The following is a 21,127-nucleotide window of genomic DNA, read 5'->3' on the forward strand; positions in this document are numbered from 1 at the left end:
AAAAAAGCCCTGCTTTTGCAGGGCTGTTTGCAAACATGTGTATTCTAATGGTTTGCTTTCACGCTTAACAGCATCAATTCTCTTAAAGCGACAGAAAATTTAGCAAATTCGTGATTATCTGAGGTTTTGAACTCCGTCATCATATGATACCAGCGTTCTAAGGCCTCTTTATTATCTTCACACCAAGAATTGAGTATCTTGTCGGCATCCTTTGCTTTCGGTTCAATATTCAACAGTACCGAAGTTAGTGCACGTTGCTGCCAATCCAACTCCTCTCGATAAGATGCACGAGCAAGAGCCTGCCAATGATTAGTTACTGACTGCTGATTAATTTGATCTAAGAACCAATGCAACTCAAAACGAGAACCTAGCTGATAATACAATCTAGCCACAACCTCGATTGGACGCTTCTCCAACTCTGCAATTTGTGCAAGATCCATTGAAGAGAACATATTGCTCAGACAAGCGACACGGTAGGCAATATCCTTCGGTACTTGCAAGGATATTAAACGTTGAGTTTCATCATGAACGGCTTTGCATTCACTCTCTACCAAGAAGTCACTTAGGTTATCTGACACAGCTTTGAAAGCAGGTTGATAACGTTTAATAGCGCTTTCGATATCCTTCGTTTTACCACCATGACGAATGTACCAACGAGATGTGCGACGCAGAATACGACGCATAGCATCCAGCATCTCAAGCTGAAGTTGCGCATCGATTTTATTATCTAAATCTTCGACTTGTTCCCATAAGCTGCCCATACCAAACACGCCTTTAACAACTGTGTAAGCTTCCGCAACTTGTTCAATTGACGCCCCTGTTTCTTCCTGTAAACGATAGACAAAATTCAAGCCCATATCATTAACCATCTCATTGGTTAATTTAGTGGCGATTATTTCGCTACGCAAAGGATGCTCTTGCATTTGTGCTTGATACTTCTCTCGCAAAACTGGCGGGAAAGCATTAACAAGTAAGCGATCGTAGTAAGGGTTATCCGTGATAGCTGGAATATTAAATTGGTCTTTCAAAACCATTTTTCCATAGGCAATCAATACCGATAGTTCCGGTCTAGTGAGACCTTGCCCAGTGACTACACGTTCTGATATTTCATCATCAGAAGGAATAAATTCAAGCTCTCTATTTAGGAAACCATCACGCTCTAAACCATGGATAAAGCGGAGTTGTTCTTTTAATTGTTTAACACCCGCTAGGTTTGTTATCGAAATTGATTGTGTTTGACGATAACAATCCTGTATCACAATATCAGACACGTCATCAGTCATCGCATACAACAATTCATTTCGTTGTTTAACCGTTAAGTCACCGGCATTCACCAAGGTATTCAACAATATTTTAATGTTGACCTCATTGTCCGAACAATCAACACCGCCAACATTATCGATAAAGTCTGTGTTCACTAAGCCGCCATTTGCAGCGTACTCAATTCTACCCAGTTGGGTTAAACCTAAGTTACCCCCCTCACCTACAATTTTGGCTTTAACGTCTTTACCGTTAACACGAGTCGTATCATTTGCACGATCCCCAACCTCAGCATGTGACTCCTTCGAACTTTTCACATAAGTGCCTATACCGCCATTCCAAATAAGGTCGACAGGCATTTTTAAAGCATTGTGAATTAAATCGTTTGGTGTCATTGTGGCTTGACGCGTGCCCAACCATTTCTTCATTTCAGGTGATAAAGGAATGGCTTTCTCTGAGCGCTTAAATATACCACCACCTTTCGAAATCAACTTGCGATCATAGTCATCCCAACTTAGTGATGGATCTTCAAACAAACGCTGTCGTTCAGCGTAACTGCTCTTCTCATCCGGAGAAGGATCGAAAAAGATGTGCAGATGGTTAAACGCACAGATAATGCGTGTTTGTTCTGATAGCAACATGCCATTGCCGAAAACATCACCGGCCATGTCGCCCACACCGACAGCAGTAAATGGCGTCGTTTGACAATCGATGCCAATCTCTCTGAAGTGACGTTTAACAGACTCCCAAGCACCACGAGCGGTAATACCCATTTTCTTATGGTCATAACCGACGCTGCCGCCCGATGCGAATGCATCTCCTAACCAGAAGTTAAACTCTTCTGATATTCCATTGGCAATATCGGAAAATGTTGCTGTTCCTTTGTCTGCAGCAACAACTAAATAAGGGTCATCTTCATCTAAACGGATAACATCTCGTGGTGGTACTATTTCACCATTCACAATGTTGTCTGTAATGTCGAGTAGACTGCGGATGAAAATTTTGTAGCACGCCTGACCTTCAGCTTGAATCGCAGCACGGCCGCCATTCTCTGGCATTGCTTTACAGACAAAGCCGCCTTTCGCCCCGACAGGCACTATTACGGTGTTCTTCACTTGCTGTGCTTTGACTAGGCCAAGGATCTCAGTTCTGAAATCCTCTTGTCTATCAGACCAACGTAAACCACCACGAGCAACTTTACCACCTCGAAGGTGGACGCCCTCGACTCTTGGAGAATATACGAAGATTTCGAACTTAGGCATAGGCAAAGGCATATCACTTATTTCACTGGGTAACAGTTTGAATGATATGTATGACTTTTCGTGACCTTCCTCGTCAGATTGATAAAAGTTCGTACGCAGAGTGGCATTTAATAACTCAAGGTAACGCCTGATAATTCTGTCATCATCTAGGTTCGATACTTTATCCAACTTAGATAGAACTTGTTCTTTCAAGTTTTCAATTTTCTTAGGCATTCTTTTCGTTTTAGGACAAAACATTAACCTAAATAAACTGATAACGTCTGTAGCGATATCCGGGTAATTAGCGAGCGTGTTGGCCATGTAGTCGATACTAAACGACGTACCAATTTGGCGCATATACTTGGCATAAGCGCGTAAAATCGTCACATTACGGCCAGTAATCTCTGCACTTAGAATTAGACGGTTGAAACCATCATCTTCAAGGGTTCGGTTCCACACTTTCGAAAATGCATCTTGGAATAACTCCTGAGCCTTTTCCATGTTGAAATCTTTACCGTTTTTATGCAGCATCGAAAAGTCCATTACCCAACTTACTTCACCATCATCATTGGTCACTTTATATGGACTTTCGTCGATGACTCGTAATCCAAAGTTTTCCAGCATGGGTAAAACATCACTTAAGTGAATAGGTACATCTCGATGATATAGTTTTAATTTAACGTTCTGGCTTTCAACACTCTCTTCTTGCGGACGATAGAATAAAATATCGAGCTTTTTGTCATCATTCAGTAGCTCAATTCGATCGATATCCACTAAAGCAGCACCAGGTAGGTTTTGCTCTGAATAACTTCTACTGAAGGCGTTACCGTATTTCTTCTGGAGTGCCTTACCTTTAGCTTGGCCATGCGCAGATGTGATTTTAGCGGCTAACTTATCTTGCCAAGACTTGGTTAGCTCAATTAAATTATCTTCAATCTCGTTCACATCAAACTCCATATTATTATTTTTCACGCGGGCGATGTAATGCGTTCTCGCATAGACCGATTCTGAAAAGTAGGTATTAAACTCAACTGCTTCGTCTGATTTGAACGAACGTTTGAGAAGTGCTTGTGTTTCTCGACGCAATTGGGTGTTGTAACGCTCTCTTGGGACGTAAACTAGGCAAGAGTAAAATCGACCAAAAACATCCTTCCTAACGAACAGACGAGAGATGCCTCGCTCTTGCATTTGGAAAATACCGAGCACAATTTGAGCTAGCTCTTCATCAGAAGTCTGTAATAACTCATCTCGTGGGTAGGTTTCAACAATATTAACGAACGCTTTGTAAGCATGAGTGCCTTTGTCAAACCCGGATATCGCACACATTCTATCAATCTTCTCTTTTAACATCGGAAGATCGGTGGCACTACTATTGTAGAAAGAGGCTGAATATAAGCCAAGGAAACGGTGTTCGCCAATAACGTTGCCGTTGGAATCAAACTCCTTTATTCCAACATAATCCATGTACGCAGGACGGTGCACTCTTGCCCGGCTATTTGTTTTAGTTAAAATTAAAGGATTATCGCCTAACGCTTCGTCTCTCGCGCTGGCAGGCAAATTAGAAATAAGTCGTTGACGATCGTTTATCGAGTTTTTCATCAAGCCTAAACTTGATTCATTATCTGGGATCCAACGGTGGTCGCCTTCAATCGCTTTTACTTGATAATGGCGATAGCCCATCAAAGTAAAATTGTGATCATTTAACCAATTCAGAAAGGTCTTACCTTGGGATTTAACTGCCTGTATTGCATTTGAGTTAGACTTATCAAACCCTTTTGTAATACTGGCCAACTTTTCTCTCATCGGCTGCCAATCAGCAACGGATAGTGACACTTCATCCACAACTGAGTGGAGCTCTGCTTTCAGTTTATCAATGTCAGAACGCTTTGTTTGACGATCAATTTCAATCAAGAAAACAGTCTCAGCCGAAACTCCTTTCTCTTTTGACTGACTGTCGACAAATGCGCTAACTTTTTTGTCTTTCCCACGGGTTAAATACATTGGAGAATGCAATAGCAAGTGCGCTGAAATCCCAAATCTGTTGATCGCCATGCGCACGGAATCTACCAGAAATGGCATATCCTTAACGATAATCTCGATGATAGTATGACTAGATTGCCAGCCATGTTTGGCAATTTCAGGATTGAATACTTTAATACAAGGTTCTGATGCCTTTCGATTTTGCATCTGTTGCCACAAACTCAATGTTGCGCCATATAAATCACTATCACTTCTGCCCTTAATATCTTCAAAGGACATATTCTTATATAACAAGCGGCCGAATTGTTGAATCAACGGCGCATCACCGTTTTCGACTTTTTCATTAATAAGGGAAAATACACGTTCAAGTAAAACAGAATGTTGATGGTTGGTTACCGACATTTAATTTCTCTATTTGTTGTGTTGAGAGTGGGATTTTTTGCTATCCCTTTATTTATCGGTATTTTCTCGAAAATATTAATTATTTGAAAGCACTATTTAACCTTTAATTTACAAATTGCATAAGGATGTTATTTTTATGCATAAAAAAAGGCCTTTCGGCCTTTTTTCAAATAATTAAGCAAAATTATTTTTCTACCGACTTCCACCACAATAGTCTAGCTATAGCAGGAAGTACAATTATTGCCCCTAACATATTCACAATAAACATGAACGTTAACAAAATTCCCATATCCATTTGGAACTTAAGCGTCGAGAAAACCCAAGTGCTAACACCAATGGCTAGAGTAATTCCGGTAAACAAGACCGCACTTCCTCGTTCCTTTAATGCTGCTAAATAAGATTGCTGGACTGAGTAGCCTTCCCTTAACTTGATCGTCATAGTAGATAAAATGTAGATACCGTAGTCAACGCCAATACCGACGCCAAGCGCGATAACTGGCAAGGTAGATACCGTAAGCCCGATTTCGAGGTAAGTCATTAATGCTTGAGCGAGCACGCTCACCACATACAGAGGAATAACTACCGCTAACGTTGCGCGTAGCGATCTAAAACTGAGTAAACACAAGATAATGACAGCACCAAATACGTAATAGAGCATCGGGTCTTGCGATTCTTTTACAGCTTCATTCGTCGCCGCCATAACGCCAACTGGACCTGAAGCTAACTTAAACTTCATGTCCTCTGTTTCATATTCACTTGCTACTTCTTTAACTGCCTGTACAACAGTTTCAATCGTTTCTGCCTTGTGATCTTCCATGAACAAAATGATTGGCATGACTGAACAATTTCTATTCAATAAACCTGTCGACGTAGGTACGCGCGATATTGCTTGAACCATTGTTGATTGATTTCGCGGAAGGACTTCCCATTTAGGATTTCCTTCGTTGTAACCTGCATTGACTCGTTTGGCCACTGAAGGTAACGATATTGCAGATTGAACTCCAGGGACGTTTTCCATTTTCCACTGGAACTCGTCCATCGCAGACATGGTGTCGAACTCTGTGCACGACTCCGCTTTTGTTTCGACTATGACCGAAATATAGTCAACGGTAATCTCGTATTTATCCGTAATCAAAAACGTATCTTGATTGTAACGAGACTCTTCGTGCAGTGCGGGTGCACCTGCATGTAAATCACCAATTTTCAATTGCTGAGCCTGCATAAAGCCTAGGGTAAACAGAATCGCTGTCGCTACCACAATACCAATAGCGACTTTAGGGCTCGCACATTTGGCAACATGATCCCACGCGTCACTGCTTGCTGCGTTTGCCTTCGCAAATTTTTGCTTATATTTGTCAGACAACTTCACGTACGACATCAATACTGGCAACAATAACAAGTTAGTTAGGATGATTACCGCAACCCCCATACTTGCTGTAATCGCTAGTTCTCTGATAATACCGATATCAATAACCAACAGCGTCATGAAGCCGACAGTATCGGAAAGAAGCGCTACGCCACCGGGAATAAGGAGTGAACGGAAAGCATGCTGAGAAGCAACTTTAACGTCTATGCCAGTTGATGCTTTCTTACCGACCGCATTAATCATTTGGACGCCGTGACTAACCCCAATAGCGAAGACTAAAAATGGGACCAAAATTGACATTGGGTCGAGACCGAAGCCAAATAACGTCAGTAAACCTAGTTGCCAAACCACCGCAATGATAGAACAAAGCAAGGGTAAAACGGTGAGCATAATTGACTTTGAGAAGAAGAAAACCATGATAGCTGTGATGGCAATAGCAATACCGAAAAACATCAGTACGTCTTTCGCGCCCTCAGCTACGTCACCAATCATTTTGGCAAAGCCGATAATATGAATCGATGTATTTTCGTTTTCATATTGACCACGTAACTGGTCTTCCAACTCTTTTGCTAGGGCAAGGGTATCTAGTTCCAATCCGGTCTCAGGATCGATATCTAGCAACTGGGCCGTCACCATAGCACACGTAAAATCGCTCGACACTTGACGCCCAACGATGCCCGCTTTTTCGATGTTCTTTTTCACCAGCTCTAGTGCAGCAGGATTAGTTGAATCAAAATCTGCAGGAATTACGGGGCCGCCAGAGAATCCCCCTTCTACAATTTCTGTAAAACGAGTGGCGGGTGAAAATAATGAGGTCACCAATGAACGGTTAACACCATTAATGAAAAATACTTGGTCATGAACATTCTTTAATGTGTCGAAGAAATTCGTATTAAAAATTTCTCCATTTTTGTCACACACCGATACTAATACGTTATTCGCACCACCAAAATCCTGACGATGCTTCATATACGTTTGCATGTACTCGTGATTCAATGGAATGTTTTTTTCGAAGCCTGCATCGAGTTTAAGTTGTGACGCGTTGTACAACAAAAAAGCAGTAATGACCGCAAAGAATGCGATGACAATCGCTCGATGACGAAAAACAGTCTTCTCAATCTGATTAATTAAATATGTCATTGTATTTAGTTTATCTCTACTTTCTTAATGCCAGAGGCGGTAACTGCTAATATAGCGTCATTGATAAAACGACCATTAAGAATAGCGTCATTTAACTCATTCTTTATGCGCTTCATTGATGTGTGCATCGCACAGCCTTCTTCATTTTCGGCCTGAACCTCATCTAGCATGACTTTTTGGTTATCGATGGCTAGCACGACTCCATTATTACCGGTAACAAATGTTGATTGTTCATTACCCAAAATAATTGAGTTGAGAGATGTGGTAACACACGTCTCTAGACGTTCCCACTGTTCAGACTCAACTTGCTTTACAAAGGCATTACCACGTAGACCAACAGCCAAAATGTGTCCATTACCTAAACTAGACACATCAAAGAAGGAGCCCATATAGTCAATATCAAATCGTTTCCAAGAACGTCCCTTGTCTTCGCTGACAGCCAGCATACCAGCCTCACCAGCCATATAAACTAGGCCACCCTTGACAGAAAGTCGATTGAAATGAGGCAGAATAAATGACAATTCTTCTTCGTAGAATTGCTGATCATCCTTAATACTTTCTAAGTAATCAATGTCGTCTTGTGGTAATACGGATGCATGCAGTTCCTTTTCCCAAGTAACACCGCCATCTTCTGTTCGATAAAAAAGACCGTAGGCGCCAACAGCAATACCTTCTTGCTCATTGAAAAAAACAAGATCTAAGAATGGGCGATCAAGTTCTGGCATACTCAATTGAACAAGCCATGTGTTACCTTTATCGGAAGAGTGCAGGATACTCGCATCATGCCCAACAGCCCACACTTTGTCATTTACCTGGGTGACAGCGGTTAAGGTTGTTTTGGTAGGCACACTAACTTGTTTAAAATCAGCATCATTTAAAGCACCGCCCTCAGCACTTTGGCCAAGTAAAATATGGCCTCTTTCACCGACGATAACAGTTGGATTGCTACCATCAATATCGAGCAAAAGGGAATCTTTAACGTGAGGTGCGAGATAAGCTGTTTCAGCGTAGGCTGAACTCAAAAGTGCGTTGGCACCGAAGATAAAAGCACCCGTTAGGAAAAGTTTATTAAGTTTGAATGTCATTTATACACCGTAGTTAAAAAAAACGGCTGGCTCAGCCAACCGTTCATCTTTATCTTATCGCTTGCCTGCGCGTCGTAACGCTTGAGGCGTAAATTCTCGGTCATCTGGCTCGATAGTGAAGTCATACATTTGCTCTTCATTATCCAAACCAATCGCCAAGTAACGACGAGAGTTTAGGTCATGGTATACATCCAATGTAGACCACTGTGTTGGAACGTCGTAATAGTTTACACCATGTGCGATTGCGACACGATATAATTCGCCACGATTATCGTACATATCTGCCACTTGGATCTGCCAGCTATCTTCGTCGATGTAGAAAACACGCTTCTGATAAACATGACGGAACTCTTCTTTCAGAGTCGCTTCAACAACCCAAACACGGTGTTTCTCAAAACGTGTTAGTTCTGGGTTAACATGATTTGGCTTCAAAATGTCCTCATAACTTACTTTGTCGCTATGCAAAGCGTAGTTATTATAGGCAACGTACAATTCTTTTTTACCCAATAATTTCCAATCGTAACGGTTAGGTGAACCGTTATACATATCGAAATCATCGGTTGTACGAAGACCATCAGCTGCCGTTCCCGGAGCATCATAAGCAATGTTTGGTGCTCTACGAACACGACGTTGTCCGGTATTATATGTCCACGCTTGACGAGGCTCTTTCACTTGGTCAACCGTTTCGTGAACCAGAAGTGCAGTACCTGCTAAACGCGCTGGGCTGGTAACACTTTGCTTAAACTTAAATAAGATGTTGTCCGCAGCCAAAGACTCAGGAGTAGCATCGTCCTCAGCGTATTTAATCATTAGTTGCTCATCAAAACCGATAACGTTAAACGCACCGCTTGCTGTTACTGCAGCTTGGCCGCCATTACGTTGTACTGCTTCGCCACGGAAACGTAAAGTATGATTCCAAATAGCCTCTAAACCATTTGCTGGAATTGGGAATGGAATCCCTTTTGCAGCGCCTTTAATACCATTACCGCCATCTAATAACTCAGCGCGCGTTGCGTTGGCTTTAGTTGCGTCATATATACTTTGTGGATTTGATGCAGAGCGACGTGTCTGATATACCGGCATCTTGTAGGTGTCCGGATATGTTTCAAACATTTTTTGTTGACCATCACTCAAGAACTCAGCGTACTCTTTGTAGTTACTCGCTGTAATGGTAAATAACACTTTATCGTCAGCAAAAGGGTCGATGTGGAAATCGCCTGGCTTGTAACCTGCTGGTAATTCAGTAATTCCGCCTGTCCATGCTGGGATTGAACCATCAGCATTACCTGCTTTCTCTCCGCCAAGTGGTGTCAATTCGTTACCCAACTTAGCTGCCTCGGCTTCAGAAACCTTAGCAAAAGTTTGTCCAGCCAAAGCAATTGAAAGCCCTGCTGCGATTAAACCTAGTTTTTTAATCATTACTACGTCCTTAAATTGCGTATTTAATATTGAAAGATACAAAGTCTCTATCAGCTAATGCGTTTGTGGTTCCAATACCACCCCAAAAAGCGTTGTATGAAGCGGTAGCTGACCATTTGCTTAAGTAATCGAAAGTAAATGATAAATTAGCTGACTTTCTGTCTTCCAAGAATAAGAATAATGGATCCGGCGTTGTGCCATTTACGTCATGAGCAAAAGTAGCTCTAGTACGCAAGTTGATTCCTGCAAATACGTTATTGAAATCGGCAACTGCCAATAAACGGTAACCCCACGCTCCCGATGTCGCGAATGGGTTTGTTTCTGGACCATCAGATAAGCCAACATGTAAACCAGCTCTATCACTGATGATGTTGCCACTAGAATCTCTAACCGGCTCTAGTGATGGTGTTCTTGCAGTACCAGGCGCATTCAAACGAATCACTTCAGGGTCTGGGAAGTCGGTGACTTTCACGTAACCTGCTTCACCCAATAAAATAAAGTTATCTGTACCAAACTTTGGACCAAACACGTGTGACGCTGTCATCTGTGCTTGCCATGTATCCGATGTCAGAAAACCTTCTGCAGTTTGACCTGGACCAACGTTACGACCAATGTTGTTTAGTTGAGATATACCCGCTAAATCTGGACGTAAACCTGCGTTAGCAAGTTGCTCCGGCATCCCCGTATACAACAATTCGACATCGTCTATTTGTAATGGTTCATCTACACGGTAAGCAAACTCACCAGCAAACGCTGTTTCACCGATATTAGTGTTAAAACTAAATCCGTATAATTTAATGTCTTCAGGGTAATCGAACTCTGACTTCGTGAACGCACGCAAATCAGCTAAATTGTCGCGATTAACGCCTTGCACTAGTAAAGCTAAATCAGCTTGTATTGCTTCTGGACTAAAGTCTGAAGTAATACCTGCTACTAATGGACGCTGGCTGTGGTAATTAATATGGTAGAAACTAAATTCAGTTTCGTTCAACTCTTGAGCGTACCATGACAGCTTAATACCATACTGACCTTGGTCATCGGCGTCATTATGTGCTTCATCACTTTGTGCTCTTACTGCAACCTTTGTTGGGTAAGCTAGATAAGCTTGGCCAATCGTCGCTGGATCAGCACCAGCAGCTAGCGCTGCACCAAGGCCATTTAATTGCGTAATCAAGGTTGCCGAATCAATATCAGGGTTTCCAGTAAAACCAAGTTGAATATTGTTATACGAACCACCCTCGCCTGCAAAATCGTTACCAGCAAAGTACGAACCTGCCACAGGCAATCTTGAGCGTTCCCACTCATATTGATAATAAGCTGATAAGCTAATCGTATCTGTTAGACCCACAGAACCAAATAGCATTCCTACTGGAATGAATACTTCTTTCAATTCTGCACCTGGTGCGCGAGCACGAGTAACGTCAACTGGATTGGTTGTATTGATACCGTGTTGGATAAAGGTGCTTTCACCCCAGCTGACGACTTGGTCACCTAGACGCAAAGAAACAGGCATGTCACCCACATAAAAATCGGCATAAACGAAAGCATCCAATAGACGGAAATCGCTACATAGCTCTTCAGACGCTCTATCGTCACGACACACGTCATAAACATCGCCATTAATTGGATTAGCATAAGCACGGTCGTTGTCCGAGTTTTCAAAGTCGTAGAAATAGAATCCACGAGCAAAGAAACCGAAGTCGCCATAAGCTATTTCTAGTTCGTGTAAACCAACGAACTGGGTTGAAAAGGCATCACCCTTGTCGTAGTTAAGGTTACCCAAATCGCCGTTTGCCGAATATGCACCGTCTGTTAACGCCCAAACGTCAGCAGATGGATAAATTACGTTAGTGGCAGCGTTGTAGCCAGTCCAATCCAAACCGGGTTGATTACTGTGCCCAATAAGACCGAAATCACGATCTTCAGTTCGAATGCTTGTTGCTAGTGTGAAGTTTGAGTCAAAGGTAACGGAAACGTCACCGAAATCCCAATCAGCTGCTAATGCGCTTTGTGAAGACGCCGCCAACAACGCAGCGATACCTGCTGCTAATGTAGACTTTTTGAATGCGCGAGGCTTATTTGTCATGTTCCTACTTTCTCCCGAACTATCGTTGTTAACGATATTTTTCTAGTAATACGTAAACTATTAACAAAATGATTACATCATTTTACATCAATCGCAAGAACAAATCGTACCAGTTCAGCAATATTCATGTAATAAAGCGGAACTGGGACTAAAAAAGGCCGACAAATGGCTTTTTTTCAATCAATTGCCCTTTCAAAGGAGTGAATTTTATTCTCTTTATTCACCATTAAGCAGAATTTCCCGCTTATGCCAGTTGGTTCAACAAAGCGGCGCAGTCTCGTGCTTGGGATTTGAACCCTTTCGCCTGTGATTGCGGTGACCACTATTGATTGAATTGAGCTCTCGTATAAATTTTCACATTCTCGATAACTCAATTTAATATTAAAGATATACTGTTTCATTCATGCAATCTTGCGTGTTTTATTAGTCAGCGTCTGATAACAAGCTTTTACTGACCTTTTCAAATAAATCGTTACTTAAGGTCTTATTTGCCATTATTCTTTCCAACTGCTTCTTCATTAAATCATTACAATGTTGATTATAGCCATTGCGCTGAATTAATGGCGTCACCAGTCGTGCGGCTACTTGCGGATTAATCGCATCTAAATTAATGAGGTAGTCGGCAAGGAACCGATAGCCAGAACCGTCTTTGGCATGAAACCCAGCCGTATTGTAAAAAGCGAAGCTACCTACTAAAGAACGAACCTTATTCGGGTTTTTCATATTAAACTGACGATGGCTTGCCAATAAGGTCAAGCGCTCCAGAATATCTGAATAACTCGTTGTTGCGTGCAAAGAGAACCATTTGTCCATCACAACAGCGTTATCTTGGTAGCTTTCTTCAAATTTTTGCATCAAGTCTTCAAACAAAGAAAGTGATGACTGCTGCGCTGCCTTGAGTGCCCCAAGCAAATCGGTCATATTATCCGCTCGCCGATACCGGTCTTGTATCATGGCCTGCACTTCTTCTGTGTCATTACTCGCCAGTAAATACAACATGGCATTACTCAATCGGCGATGGTTAGCTGACTCTTTGTTGTAAACATAGTCTTTGTCTAATTTAGTTAAGGCCTGATAACGAGTAATTAAATAGGAACTCAGCGCTCTTGAGAGCTCACCAATAACGTTCTTTTTAGCGGCCACCAGTAATAAAGGATCGACATCACTGAGACCTTGCATTAAAGACTCAGTGCTGGGAACAGTTAACAACTCGCTAAGTAACTCTGGCTCATGTTCTAATTCAACAAAGACCTTTTGCAAGATTTCTATCACATCATTATCGATTCTGCTCGCTTGAACAACGTCTTTATTCTTTTGAGATGTCATCGATTCGTAATGCTGCGTGATCAAGCGTTGATATATAGACTGAGAGGCGTCCCAACGAGAGTAGTCGCTTTGCGCATGCTGTAAAATAAGTAAGAGCTCTTCTAATGAATAGTCGTAATGCACTTTGACTGGAGCAGAAAAGTCACTGAGTAAAACGGGCACACAATCATTGGCATGTACATCCAAGCTTGCGGTTTCTGTATCTAAAACGAACGTGCCTTGTTGTAGGTCCAATGCCACACTGGACCCATTATACTCAATACATTCAAGCTTAATCGGTAGATACAAGGCCTGTTTGTTAACTTGGTCACTTGTCGGTGAGGTCGTTTGTGAAAATTGTAAGCGCATTGGTTCATGTTCAGTTTTCGGTATTTTCTCTACCGTCACCTCCGGCGTTCCAGATTGGGAATACCACAATTTAAAATGATTTAAATCGGCATCATTGGCATCTTGCATCGCATTAACGAAATCATCGCAAGTGACGGCTTGTCCGTCATGCCGCTCAAAATACAAATCCATACCAGCCCTGAATCCTGATTCACCTAGCAGAGTGTGCAGCATACGAATAACCTCTGCACCCTTGTCGTAAACCGTTACCGTATAGAAGTTATTCATTTCAATTACTTCGTCAGGACGGATTGGGTGGCTCATAGGGCCTGCATCTTCAGCAAATTGATGCTCTCGCATTACTTTCACTTGATTGATTCTTGTAGCGAGCTCACTAAACATGTCAGCAGAGAATTTTTGATCACGAAATACGGTTAAGCCCTCTTTAAGACTCAATTGAAACCAATCTCGGCAAGTCACTCTATTTCCTGTCCAGTTATGGAAATATTCATGACCGATAATAGATTCAATGTTAAAGAAGTCGTCGTCGGTGGCTGTGTTCGCATCGGCTAGCACGTATTTGCTGTTGAAAACGTTTAGTCCTTTGTTTTCCATTGCCCCCATATTGAAAAAGTCGACTGCCACAACCATATAAATATCTAGGTCATATTCTAGGCCGAAGGTCTCTTCGTCCCACTTCATCGCTTTCTTTAATGAGGATAAAGCATGATGACCTTGTTCACGTTTTCCTTTATCAACGAATAATTCGAGTGCCACTTCTCTACCAGAGCTCGTAGTAAAAGAATCACTTAATTTGTCAAAGTCACCAGCAACTAACGCAAAGAGATAACACGGCTTTGGAAAAGGGTCATGCCAAGTAACACAGCGAAGGCCCCTTTCATTCGTAGTATCTTCAATTAAGTTACCGTTACTAAGGACATGAGGAAATTGTTGTTTATCAGCCTCAATTTTGACCGTGTAGACTGACAAAACGTCTGGACGATCCAAGAAGTAAGTGATCTTTCGAAAGCCTTCCGCTTCACACTGGGTGCAGTAGGCATTGTTTGAAAGATATAAGCCTTCTAAAGAACCGTTATCCTGAGGGTTTATCGTATTTGATATACTCAAGGTGAATTCTTTTAAATCTTTAATAGATTCGTAAGGAATGATCAACTGATTTTGGTTTTGAACATAGGAATCTACACGTTCACCATTTAATAACACAGCCTTAAGCTGTAAGTCTTGGCCATCTAAACACAAATCCGCGTCATGGCGCTCTACGGAAGTGTTCAAGCGGATGTTAAGTTCCGATACAACGCTAGTTTCAGTAGGGTGTAAGCGAACGAAAAGATTGATGGTGTCGATAAGGTATTCTGGCGCACGATAATCACTGCGCTTTTTGCTAATGCTCTGAGTCATAAAGTCCTAGCTTAAATAAAATGAATATACAAACTAAGCCCATATTGGGCCTAGTTCAATTACTTAGCCTCTGCAACTGCAGCCTACTTTATGCTTTACCGTCTACAATTTCTACTTTCGGGGGCGTCAAGCGTAAAATTTTAATGCCCAAGAATGCGTAGATAACAGCTAACACAGGGTTTATTAAGTTAAAGAATGCGTAAACAAAATAGTCGTAAACCGATACCCCTAAAACACCTGACATGTAAGCACCACATGTATTCCAAGGAATCAAAGGTGACGTTAAGGTACCGCCATCTTCCAAACTACGAGATAAATTCAATTGATCCAGCCCACGTTTTTCAAACTCTTCTTTGTACATACGACCTGGCATTACGATACTGATATACTGATCTGCAGTAATAATATTGGTGCCAATACACGTTAGGATAGTACGCGTAATCATATCACCAGCACTCTTCGCGCCTTTCAAAAAGGTGGCAACGACGGCTTTTAACAGCCCTACTTTTTCTAAGACAGCACCAAAACTCATGGCGCAAATAATTAACCAGACAGTATTAAGCATGCTTGACATGCCACCTCGGCTAAGCAGTGTATCTAAATTAGCATCGCCGGTTTCGAAAGATACGCCTTCAAACAATGCGCTCCAAACAACCATCAGATTCTGTATAAATGGAGCACGTTCATTACTGAGCATTGAATCGACCAAGTCGCCTTGAAAAATTAAGGCCCAAACACCACCCAACAATGCGCCGATGGCGATTGCAGGAAAGGCTGGTACTTTTCGAATGGCAAGCGTTAATAAAACAACAAGGGGCACCAATAGATACCACCCAAGGACAAATTGTTCGCGCAATGTGCTTTGCATTTTTGCAATACTGTCGGAAACTTCGCTGGTATCTTCGGTAAAACCAATCACGACAAAAATAATGAGGGTGATAGCAAAGCTCGGGATCGTGGTCCAAAGCATGTATTTTATGTGCTCGAATAAATCAGTACCGGCAATCGCAGGTGCTAAGTTTGTGGTCTCTGATAGAGGTGATAATTTGTCACCAAAATAAGCACCAGAAACAACCGCCCCCGCCGTAATTGCGAGTGACATTTCCATACCTGTAGCGACGCCAATCAGCGCTACACCAACGGTTGCCGCGGTTGTCCATGAACTACCAATACTCATAGCCACTACGGCACAGATGAGCGAAGCAGCAGCATAAAAGAAAGTGGGGTTTAACAAACTCAGTCCATAGTATATTAATGTAGGTACTGTGCCAGATAACATCCATGTGCCGATTAGCGAGCCAACCACAAATAATATCATGCAGGCACCTAAAGACATTGAAATGCCTTTCACTAGACCTGCTTCTATCGACTTCCAGTTATGCCCGTTTTTAATACCGATTAGCGCAGCAACACCCATCGCGAGCAATAGTGCTATCTGATTGGGTCCATAAGAAGAGTCTTCGCCATATAAAAATACCGCACTTCCCATAAAAAACACGAGTAATACAATAGGGATCAAAGCGTCTACAAGTGACGGCTCTTTTAATTGAGTGGATGACATTAGATTTCCTTACGCTAATGAACGATAAAACATGAAGGCAATAACAGCTGGACACACAAAACGCACGTACCAAGGCCAAATTCGCCAGAACCAACTACCCTCAATATTATCATTGCCATGCTTCAGCTCGTTGAGGATATCGTTTCTGCGCCATACCCAGCCAGCAAAAATACACAACACAAAACCGAGTAGTGGTTGGCTATACTTAGTTGTTAAAGTAATGACCAAGACAAACAATGCTTCAAAGTTAAATACAATTAGCGCCGACACAAGCATCACACAGAATGTCAGTAAGACTGAAGACTTTTTACGACTAATGCCTTTGCTATCAACCAAATATGCCACAGGAACTTCAAGCATTGAAATAGATGACGTAAGTGCAGCTATGACCATCAGCGCAAAAAACGCGGTCGCTACGACAAAGCCGACTAAATCAATTGTGGCAAACAAAGCAGGTAACACTTGAAAAATAAGGCTATCTTCTGAAATTAGTGCACCCGTTTCAGTAAATATTTGTACACCGTTATTCGCTGCTACGTACATTGCAGGAATTATTAACATCCCTGCAAATACGGCAACGCCGATGTCAACTAAGGCGACAGATGCACCCAGCTTTGGTAAGTTTTCATTACGTTGTATGTAAGACCCGTAAACTAACATAGTCCCGACACCTAAGGACATTGAGAAGAATGCTTGACCCATTGCGTCAATCAATAAGTCTGGATCTAGCACGCGATTAAAATCAGGCACTAAATAAGCCTTCCAGCCCTCTAAAGCTCCGTCCTGAAAACTCACGTAAATAATTAGAATAATAATGATTGCAAACAAAGTGGGCATTAAACGAACTGACCATTTCTCAATACCATTACTAATACCACCGCTGACTACGTAGCCAGTCAAGCATAGGAATAAAATCATGAAACTTAGGTTTCGAGGGATAGAGAACTCAGTTAACCAAGGGATATTGAGTGAGAACATATTAGTCGCAGCGTCGATGAAAAAAGCGATCATCCATCCGGCAACAATACTGTAAAACGCAAGGATGAAAACAACCGTCAACAAGCCCAGAGAACCGGTCATAACGCCAGCTACTTTGCTCGCTTTGTTACTGGAGATGCCTCTGAGTGCATCGATCATATTGGCGCGTTTAGCTCTACCTATGATCAATTCGGCCATGAGTACGGGATAAGCCAAAAGAAAGGCCATTATCAAATACATGAGCACAAACGCGGCTCCCCCATTCTCAGCAACCTTCGTAGGAAAGCCCCATATATTTCCAAGGCCAACCGCCGAACCTGCCGCCGCCAACACGAATCCTATTCGCGAGGAGAACTCACCGCGTGCACTCATAATTACCCCATCACTGTATTATTGTTTTTATTTTTTGATATTGGTATTGCAAAAGCAACAAAGGCAGCCAAAACGCTGCCTTATTGTTTATTTTATTTTTTTACGACTCTTTTAAGTTTAATGCGTAACTACCAGTACTGATCATATCGAACGTGATATTCGCTGCTTCAGCTAGGAATGGATCGATTTCATCAATCTCGTCTGGTAAATCGTCTTCCAAGGAACCTACTGGTTCAAGCCCCATGCGCTTTAAACGTTCATTCAATCTTGTTAAGGCTTGGTCATCGTTTTCCGCGCGAGTTTCTAAGCGCTCTGACTCAACAAGACTAATATAGTCTTTATCTTTGTTTTTGTTGTACTCTTCGATATCTTCAAAGATATAGCCAAATTCTGGATCCTTCATTGCGCGCGCTGAATGTTTGGCAGCTAATACATCTATCATACCATCGTAGCGACCTAACTGACTGTAGTTTGCTTTACGGATACTGTCATATGGTAACGCATTTTCTTCCTTGCTTTCGCCCCACTCTGCAGGATCAATGGGTGAAGGGTAAAGAATATCAGGAGTAACCCCCTTATATTGGGTACTACCACCGCTAATACGGTAGAACTTTGCAATGGTAAACTGCACTGCGCCCAATGGATTTTCGTCAAGGTCATAGATTCTGCTTAAACCACGGTGTTGCTGAACTGTGCCTTTACCAAACGTTTGCTCACCAACAATAACGGCTCTGCCATAATCTTGCATGGCAGCTGCAAAAATCTCGCTTGCAGAGGCGCTATATCGGTCAACCATGACCGTTAAGGGGCCTGCATAATGCACCACCCCGTCGGTGTCACGGTCAACACTGATTCGTCCATTTTCATATCTGACCTGAACCACCGGGCCTTTTTCAATAAACAAACCACTTAAATAAATAGACTCAGGTAGTGAACCACCGCCGTTACCGCGTAAATCAACGATAACGCCCTTCACTTCTTCTTCCTTTAACTTATCAAGTTCTTTCTTAACGTCCACATGAAGATTGTGGTAGAAGCTTGGGATATTGATTACACCTAATTTCTGCCCTTTATTTGGACCAGACTCAGGAATATAAACTTCAGACTTGGCAGCTCGGTCTTCCAATTTCACTTTGTCACGTGTGATGGTAACTTCAGCTAATTTCTTGCCCTCGCCTTGTCCTTTCAATACTTGCAAAGTAACAACGCTGCCTTTTGGACCTTTGATCAACTGCACCACGTCATCTAAACGCCAACCAACAACGTCAACGAACTCCTCCCCGTCTTGCGCAACTGCAACGATTTTGTCTTCTGGTTTTACCTTTTCAGATTTATCAGCAGGGCCTCCTGGCACTAGGCTAACGATAACAGTGTGATCTTCCTCACTGCGCAGTACGGCGCCAATGCCTTCTAAGGATAAGTTCATTTCCATCTGGAAACGTTCAGTATTACGTGGACTTAAATACGAAGTATGTGCCTCAATGCTACGAGCAAATGAATTCATCACAGTCTGAAAAACATCTTCACTCTTAGTTTGAGACAAACGTTTAATCGCTCGCTCATAGCGTTTTTTCAAGATGTCTTGGGTTTCTTCCCATGTTTTATCAGCCATCTTTAAATTTAAAGCATCATACTTCACACGTTGACGCCACACTTCGTTTAACTCGTCCTCAGTGCTTGCCCATGCCGACTCTTCACGATCATAAAAATACTTATCGTCTTTTCTTTCGAAATCGAACGGAAGGTCCAGTAACGTCAATGCATAGTTAAATCGTTCAGCACGACGCTCTAAGTTTACTTCGTAAATGTCGTAAGCAATGTCGAGATCACCTTTACGAATGGCATCATCAAAGTCGTTTTTTAACTTTTCAAATTTCGCAATATCTTTGGCGTAAAAAAAGCTTTTGTTTAAATCAAGTGAACGCAGGTAGCGGTCAAAGACTTTTTGAGACAAAGCATTGTCAATATCAATTTTCTTGTAGTGAGATCGAGTAAAGTGGTCAGTAATTCGTTTTGCCGATTTACCATGTTGCGACTCTTGCTTAAGCTCAGGAATCACACCTGTGGTTTCTGTGCTGGGCCCGGGTAGGCTGTAACTGAAAAAAGAGATTCCACCAACTAAACACGTGGTGACTGCAACTGAAACAAATCGTTTTTTAAAAGTCTTTACTACATTACTCTGCATTTAATCTACCTTACTAATTTGCCCGACCTTAAACTGTAAGCCTCAACTGGGCTCGTTGCACTTTGACCGTCATGCCGGAATTAAGTTGCACTTGAATGCCATCTTTTGCAATGTCCGTGATGGTAGCTGCCATTGGTGTACTGCCTACCTTGACAGAAACCTGAACACCCACTTTTAGGTCATCATCGTTAAGTTCTCTTACTTTTACTTTCGCTGGTGCTGGTTTAGATCGCTTATCACTTGGCTTTTTATCACCAGCAGCGCCCTTACCTGGAATCTTGGCTCTATTCTTATAGCTTTTTTTGTCATTCGCTTGTTTCTTTTGCTCTTGACGCTTTTCGGCTGCTTTCGCTTTGCTTTCTTGTAACTGTTGCGCAGCGTGTTCAGCATGTTCGCCTTCGACTAAGTCACCGTTTTTACCATCGAGATCTACGCGATGTACACCTTCTTTGATTGACGCCAAATACTTCCAACTACTGGTGTAGTGTCGAAGTGACATTCTCAACAAGCGTTTACTTACTCGAGGGTCACCCTCTAAACGTAAGGCTAGGTCGTGGAAAATCCCAATTTTAAGTGGCTTTGCATCTGCATCCAGTGAAAAGCATTTAGGGTATTCTGCAGCAAGAAAAGCTAATACTTCTTTGCTGTTTGCTAATTTTTGTTGTTCTTCCATTAAATTACTTCGTGTTCTGTCGTCTTTAAGATTCTTCGGAATCATCCCAAGTTGATAGTAGATGATCCACCCAATCAACCAAGTCGTCAACCTCAATCTCTAATAAATAGCGATCTTGGTGCCAATGTTCCCACGTTTTTTCCATTATTCTGTTAATTCTATCGGCATCTTCGTCTTCATCAATAGCGTCGTAGACCATATGCAAAATAGTATTCAGTTTTTCTGAGGCATCATATGCATCATCATGGATGTCTTCCATGTCATCTGGCGTACTCAAAAGCGTGTGTATATCAACAAAATGTTTCAT

At 42.1% G+C, this 21,127-nt stretch carries 12 protein-coding genes; all 12 read right to left on the bottom strand.

What is annotated here, in order from left to right; translation table 11 throughout:
- Positions 1–44: 44 nt before the first annotated feature.
- Positions 45–4,883 carry an NAD-glutamate dehydrogenase gene (locus RM544_RS03435; protein ID WP_311360360.1) on the bottom strand — a complete coding sequence of 1,613 codons (4,839 nt, stop codon included), beginning with the start codon at positions 4,881–4,883 and terminating at the stop codon, positions 45–47.
- Between the two features lie 184 nt (positions 4,884–5,067).
- Positions 5,068–7,389 (bottom strand): efflux RND transporter permease subunit, encoded by a 2,322-nt coding sequence (locus RM544_RS03440; protein ID WP_311360361.1) that lies wholly within the window; start codon positions 7,387–7,389, stop codon positions 5,068–5,070.
- 5 nt (positions 7,390–7,394) lie between these two features.
- Positions 7,395–8,474, bottom strand: a complete 1,080-nt coding sequence (locus RM544_RS03445) for a WD40/YVTN/BNR-like repeat-containing protein (protein WP_311360362.1) — start codon at positions 8,472–8,474, stop codon at positions 7,395–7,397.
- A 54-nt stretch (positions 8,475–8,528) separates the two neighbouring features.
- Complete coding sequence (locus tag RM544_RS03450) at positions 8,529–9,893, bottom strand: DUF1329 domain-containing protein (protein WP_311360363.1); 1,365 nt, start codon at positions 9,891–9,893, stop codon at positions 8,529–8,531.
- Positions 9,894–9,903: 10 nt separating this feature from the next.
- Positions 9,904–11,979, bottom strand: a complete 2,076-nt coding sequence (locus tag RM544_RS03455; protein WP_311360364.1) for a DUF1302 domain-containing protein — start codon at positions 11,977–11,979, stop codon at positions 9,904–9,906.
- Between the two features lie 176 nt (positions 11,980–12,155).
- Positions 12,156–12,380, bottom strand: a complete 225-nt coding sequence (locus RM544_RS17670; RefSeq protein WP_409220039.1) for a DUF2835 family protein — start codon at positions 12,378–12,380, stop codon at positions 12,156–12,158.
- Between the two features lie 22 nt (positions 12,381–12,402).
- Positions 12,403–15,051: an aminopeptidase N gene (pepN, locus tag RM544_RS03460; protein WP_311360365.1), complete on the bottom strand. Its 2,649-nt coding sequence runs from the start codon at positions 15,049–15,051 to the stop codon at positions 12,403–12,405.
- Positions 15,052–15,139: 88 nt separating this feature from the next.
- Positions 15,140–16,612 (bottom strand): Na+/H+ antiporter NhaC, encoded by a 1,473-nt coding sequence (gene nhaC / locus RM544_RS03465; protein ID WP_311360366.1) that lies wholly within the window; start codon positions 16,610–16,612, stop codon positions 15,140–15,142.
- Positions 16,613–16,621: 9 nt separating this feature from the next.
- Positions 16,622–17,962 carry a sodium-dependent transporter gene (locus tag RM544_RS03470; RefSeq protein WP_311360367.1) on the bottom strand — a complete coding sequence of 447 codons (1,341 nt, stop codon included), beginning with the start codon at positions 17,960–17,962 and terminating at the stop codon, positions 16,622–16,624.
- 100 nt (positions 17,963–18,062) lie between these two features.
- The gene (gene prc / locus RM544_RS03475; RefSeq protein WP_311360368.1) at positions 18,063–20,147 is read right to left on the bottom strand and encodes a carboxy terminal-processing peptidase; all 2,085 of its coding nucleotides are present in this window, start codon (positions 20,145–20,147) and stop codon (positions 18,063–18,065) included.
- A 28-nt stretch (positions 20,148–20,175) separates the two neighbouring features.
- Positions 20,176–20,820, bottom strand: coding sequence for an RNA chaperone ProQ (proQ, locus tag RM544_RS03480; RefSeq protein ID WP_311360369.1), 645 nt, complete (start codon positions 20,818–20,820; stop codon positions 20,176–20,178).
- 25 nt (positions 20,821–20,845) lie between these two features.
- Positions 20,846–21,127, bottom strand: a complete 282-nt coding sequence (locus RM544_RS03485) for a hypothetical protein (RefSeq protein ID WP_311360370.1) — start codon at positions 21,125–21,127, stop codon at positions 20,846–20,848.

It is taken from the genome of Brumicola blandensis (assembly GCF_031846165.1).
Lineage (GTDB): Bacteria > Pseudomonadota > Gammaproteobacteria > Enterobacterales > Alteromonadaceae > Glaciecola > Glaciecola blandensis.

Coding starts and splice junctions, on each gene's coding strand:
- RM544_RS03435 (WP_311360360.1), bottom strand. CDS start 4,883: ATGTCGGTAACCAACCATCAACATTCTGTTTTACTTGAACGTGTATTT.
- RM544_RS03440 (WP_311360361.1), bottom strand. CDS start 7,389: ATGACATATTTAATTAATCAGATTGAGAAGACTGTTTTTCGTCATCGA.
- RM544_RS03445 (WP_311360362.1), bottom strand. CDS start 8,474: ATGACATTCAAACTTAATAAACTTTTCCTAACGGGTGCTTTTATCTTC.
- RM544_RS03450 (WP_311360363.1), bottom strand. CDS start 9,893: ATGATTAAAAAACTAGGTTTAATCGCAGCAGGGCTTTCAATTGCTTTG.
- RM544_RS03455 (WP_311360364.1), bottom strand. CDS start 11,979: ATGACAAATAAGCCTCGCGCATTCAAAAAGTCTACATTAGCAGCAGGT.
- RM544_RS17670 (WP_409220039.1), bottom strand. CDS start 12,380: ATGAAACAGTATATCTTTAATATTAAATTGAGTTATCGAGAATGTGAA.
- pepN (WP_311360365.1), bottom strand. CDS start 15,051: ATGACTCAGAGCATTAGCAAAAAGCGCAGTGATTATCGTGCGCCAGAA.
- nhaC (WP_311360366.1), bottom strand. CDS start 16,612: ATGTCATCCACTCAATTAAAAGAGCCGTCACTTGTAGACGCTTTGATC.
- RM544_RS03470 (WP_311360367.1), bottom strand. CDS start 17,962: ATGAGTGCACGCGGTGAGTTCTCCTCGCGAATAGGATTCGTGTTGGCG.
- prc (WP_311360368.1), bottom strand. CDS start 20,147: ATGCAGAGTAATGTAGTAAAGACTTTTAAAAAACGATTTGTTTCAGTT.
- proQ (WP_311360369.1), bottom strand. CDS start 20,820: ATGGAAGAACAACAAAAATTAGCAAACAGCAAAGAAGTATTAGCTTTT.
- RM544_RS03485 (WP_311360370.1), bottom strand. CDS start 21,127: ATGAAACATTTTGTTGATATACACACGCTTTTGAGTACGCCAGATGAC.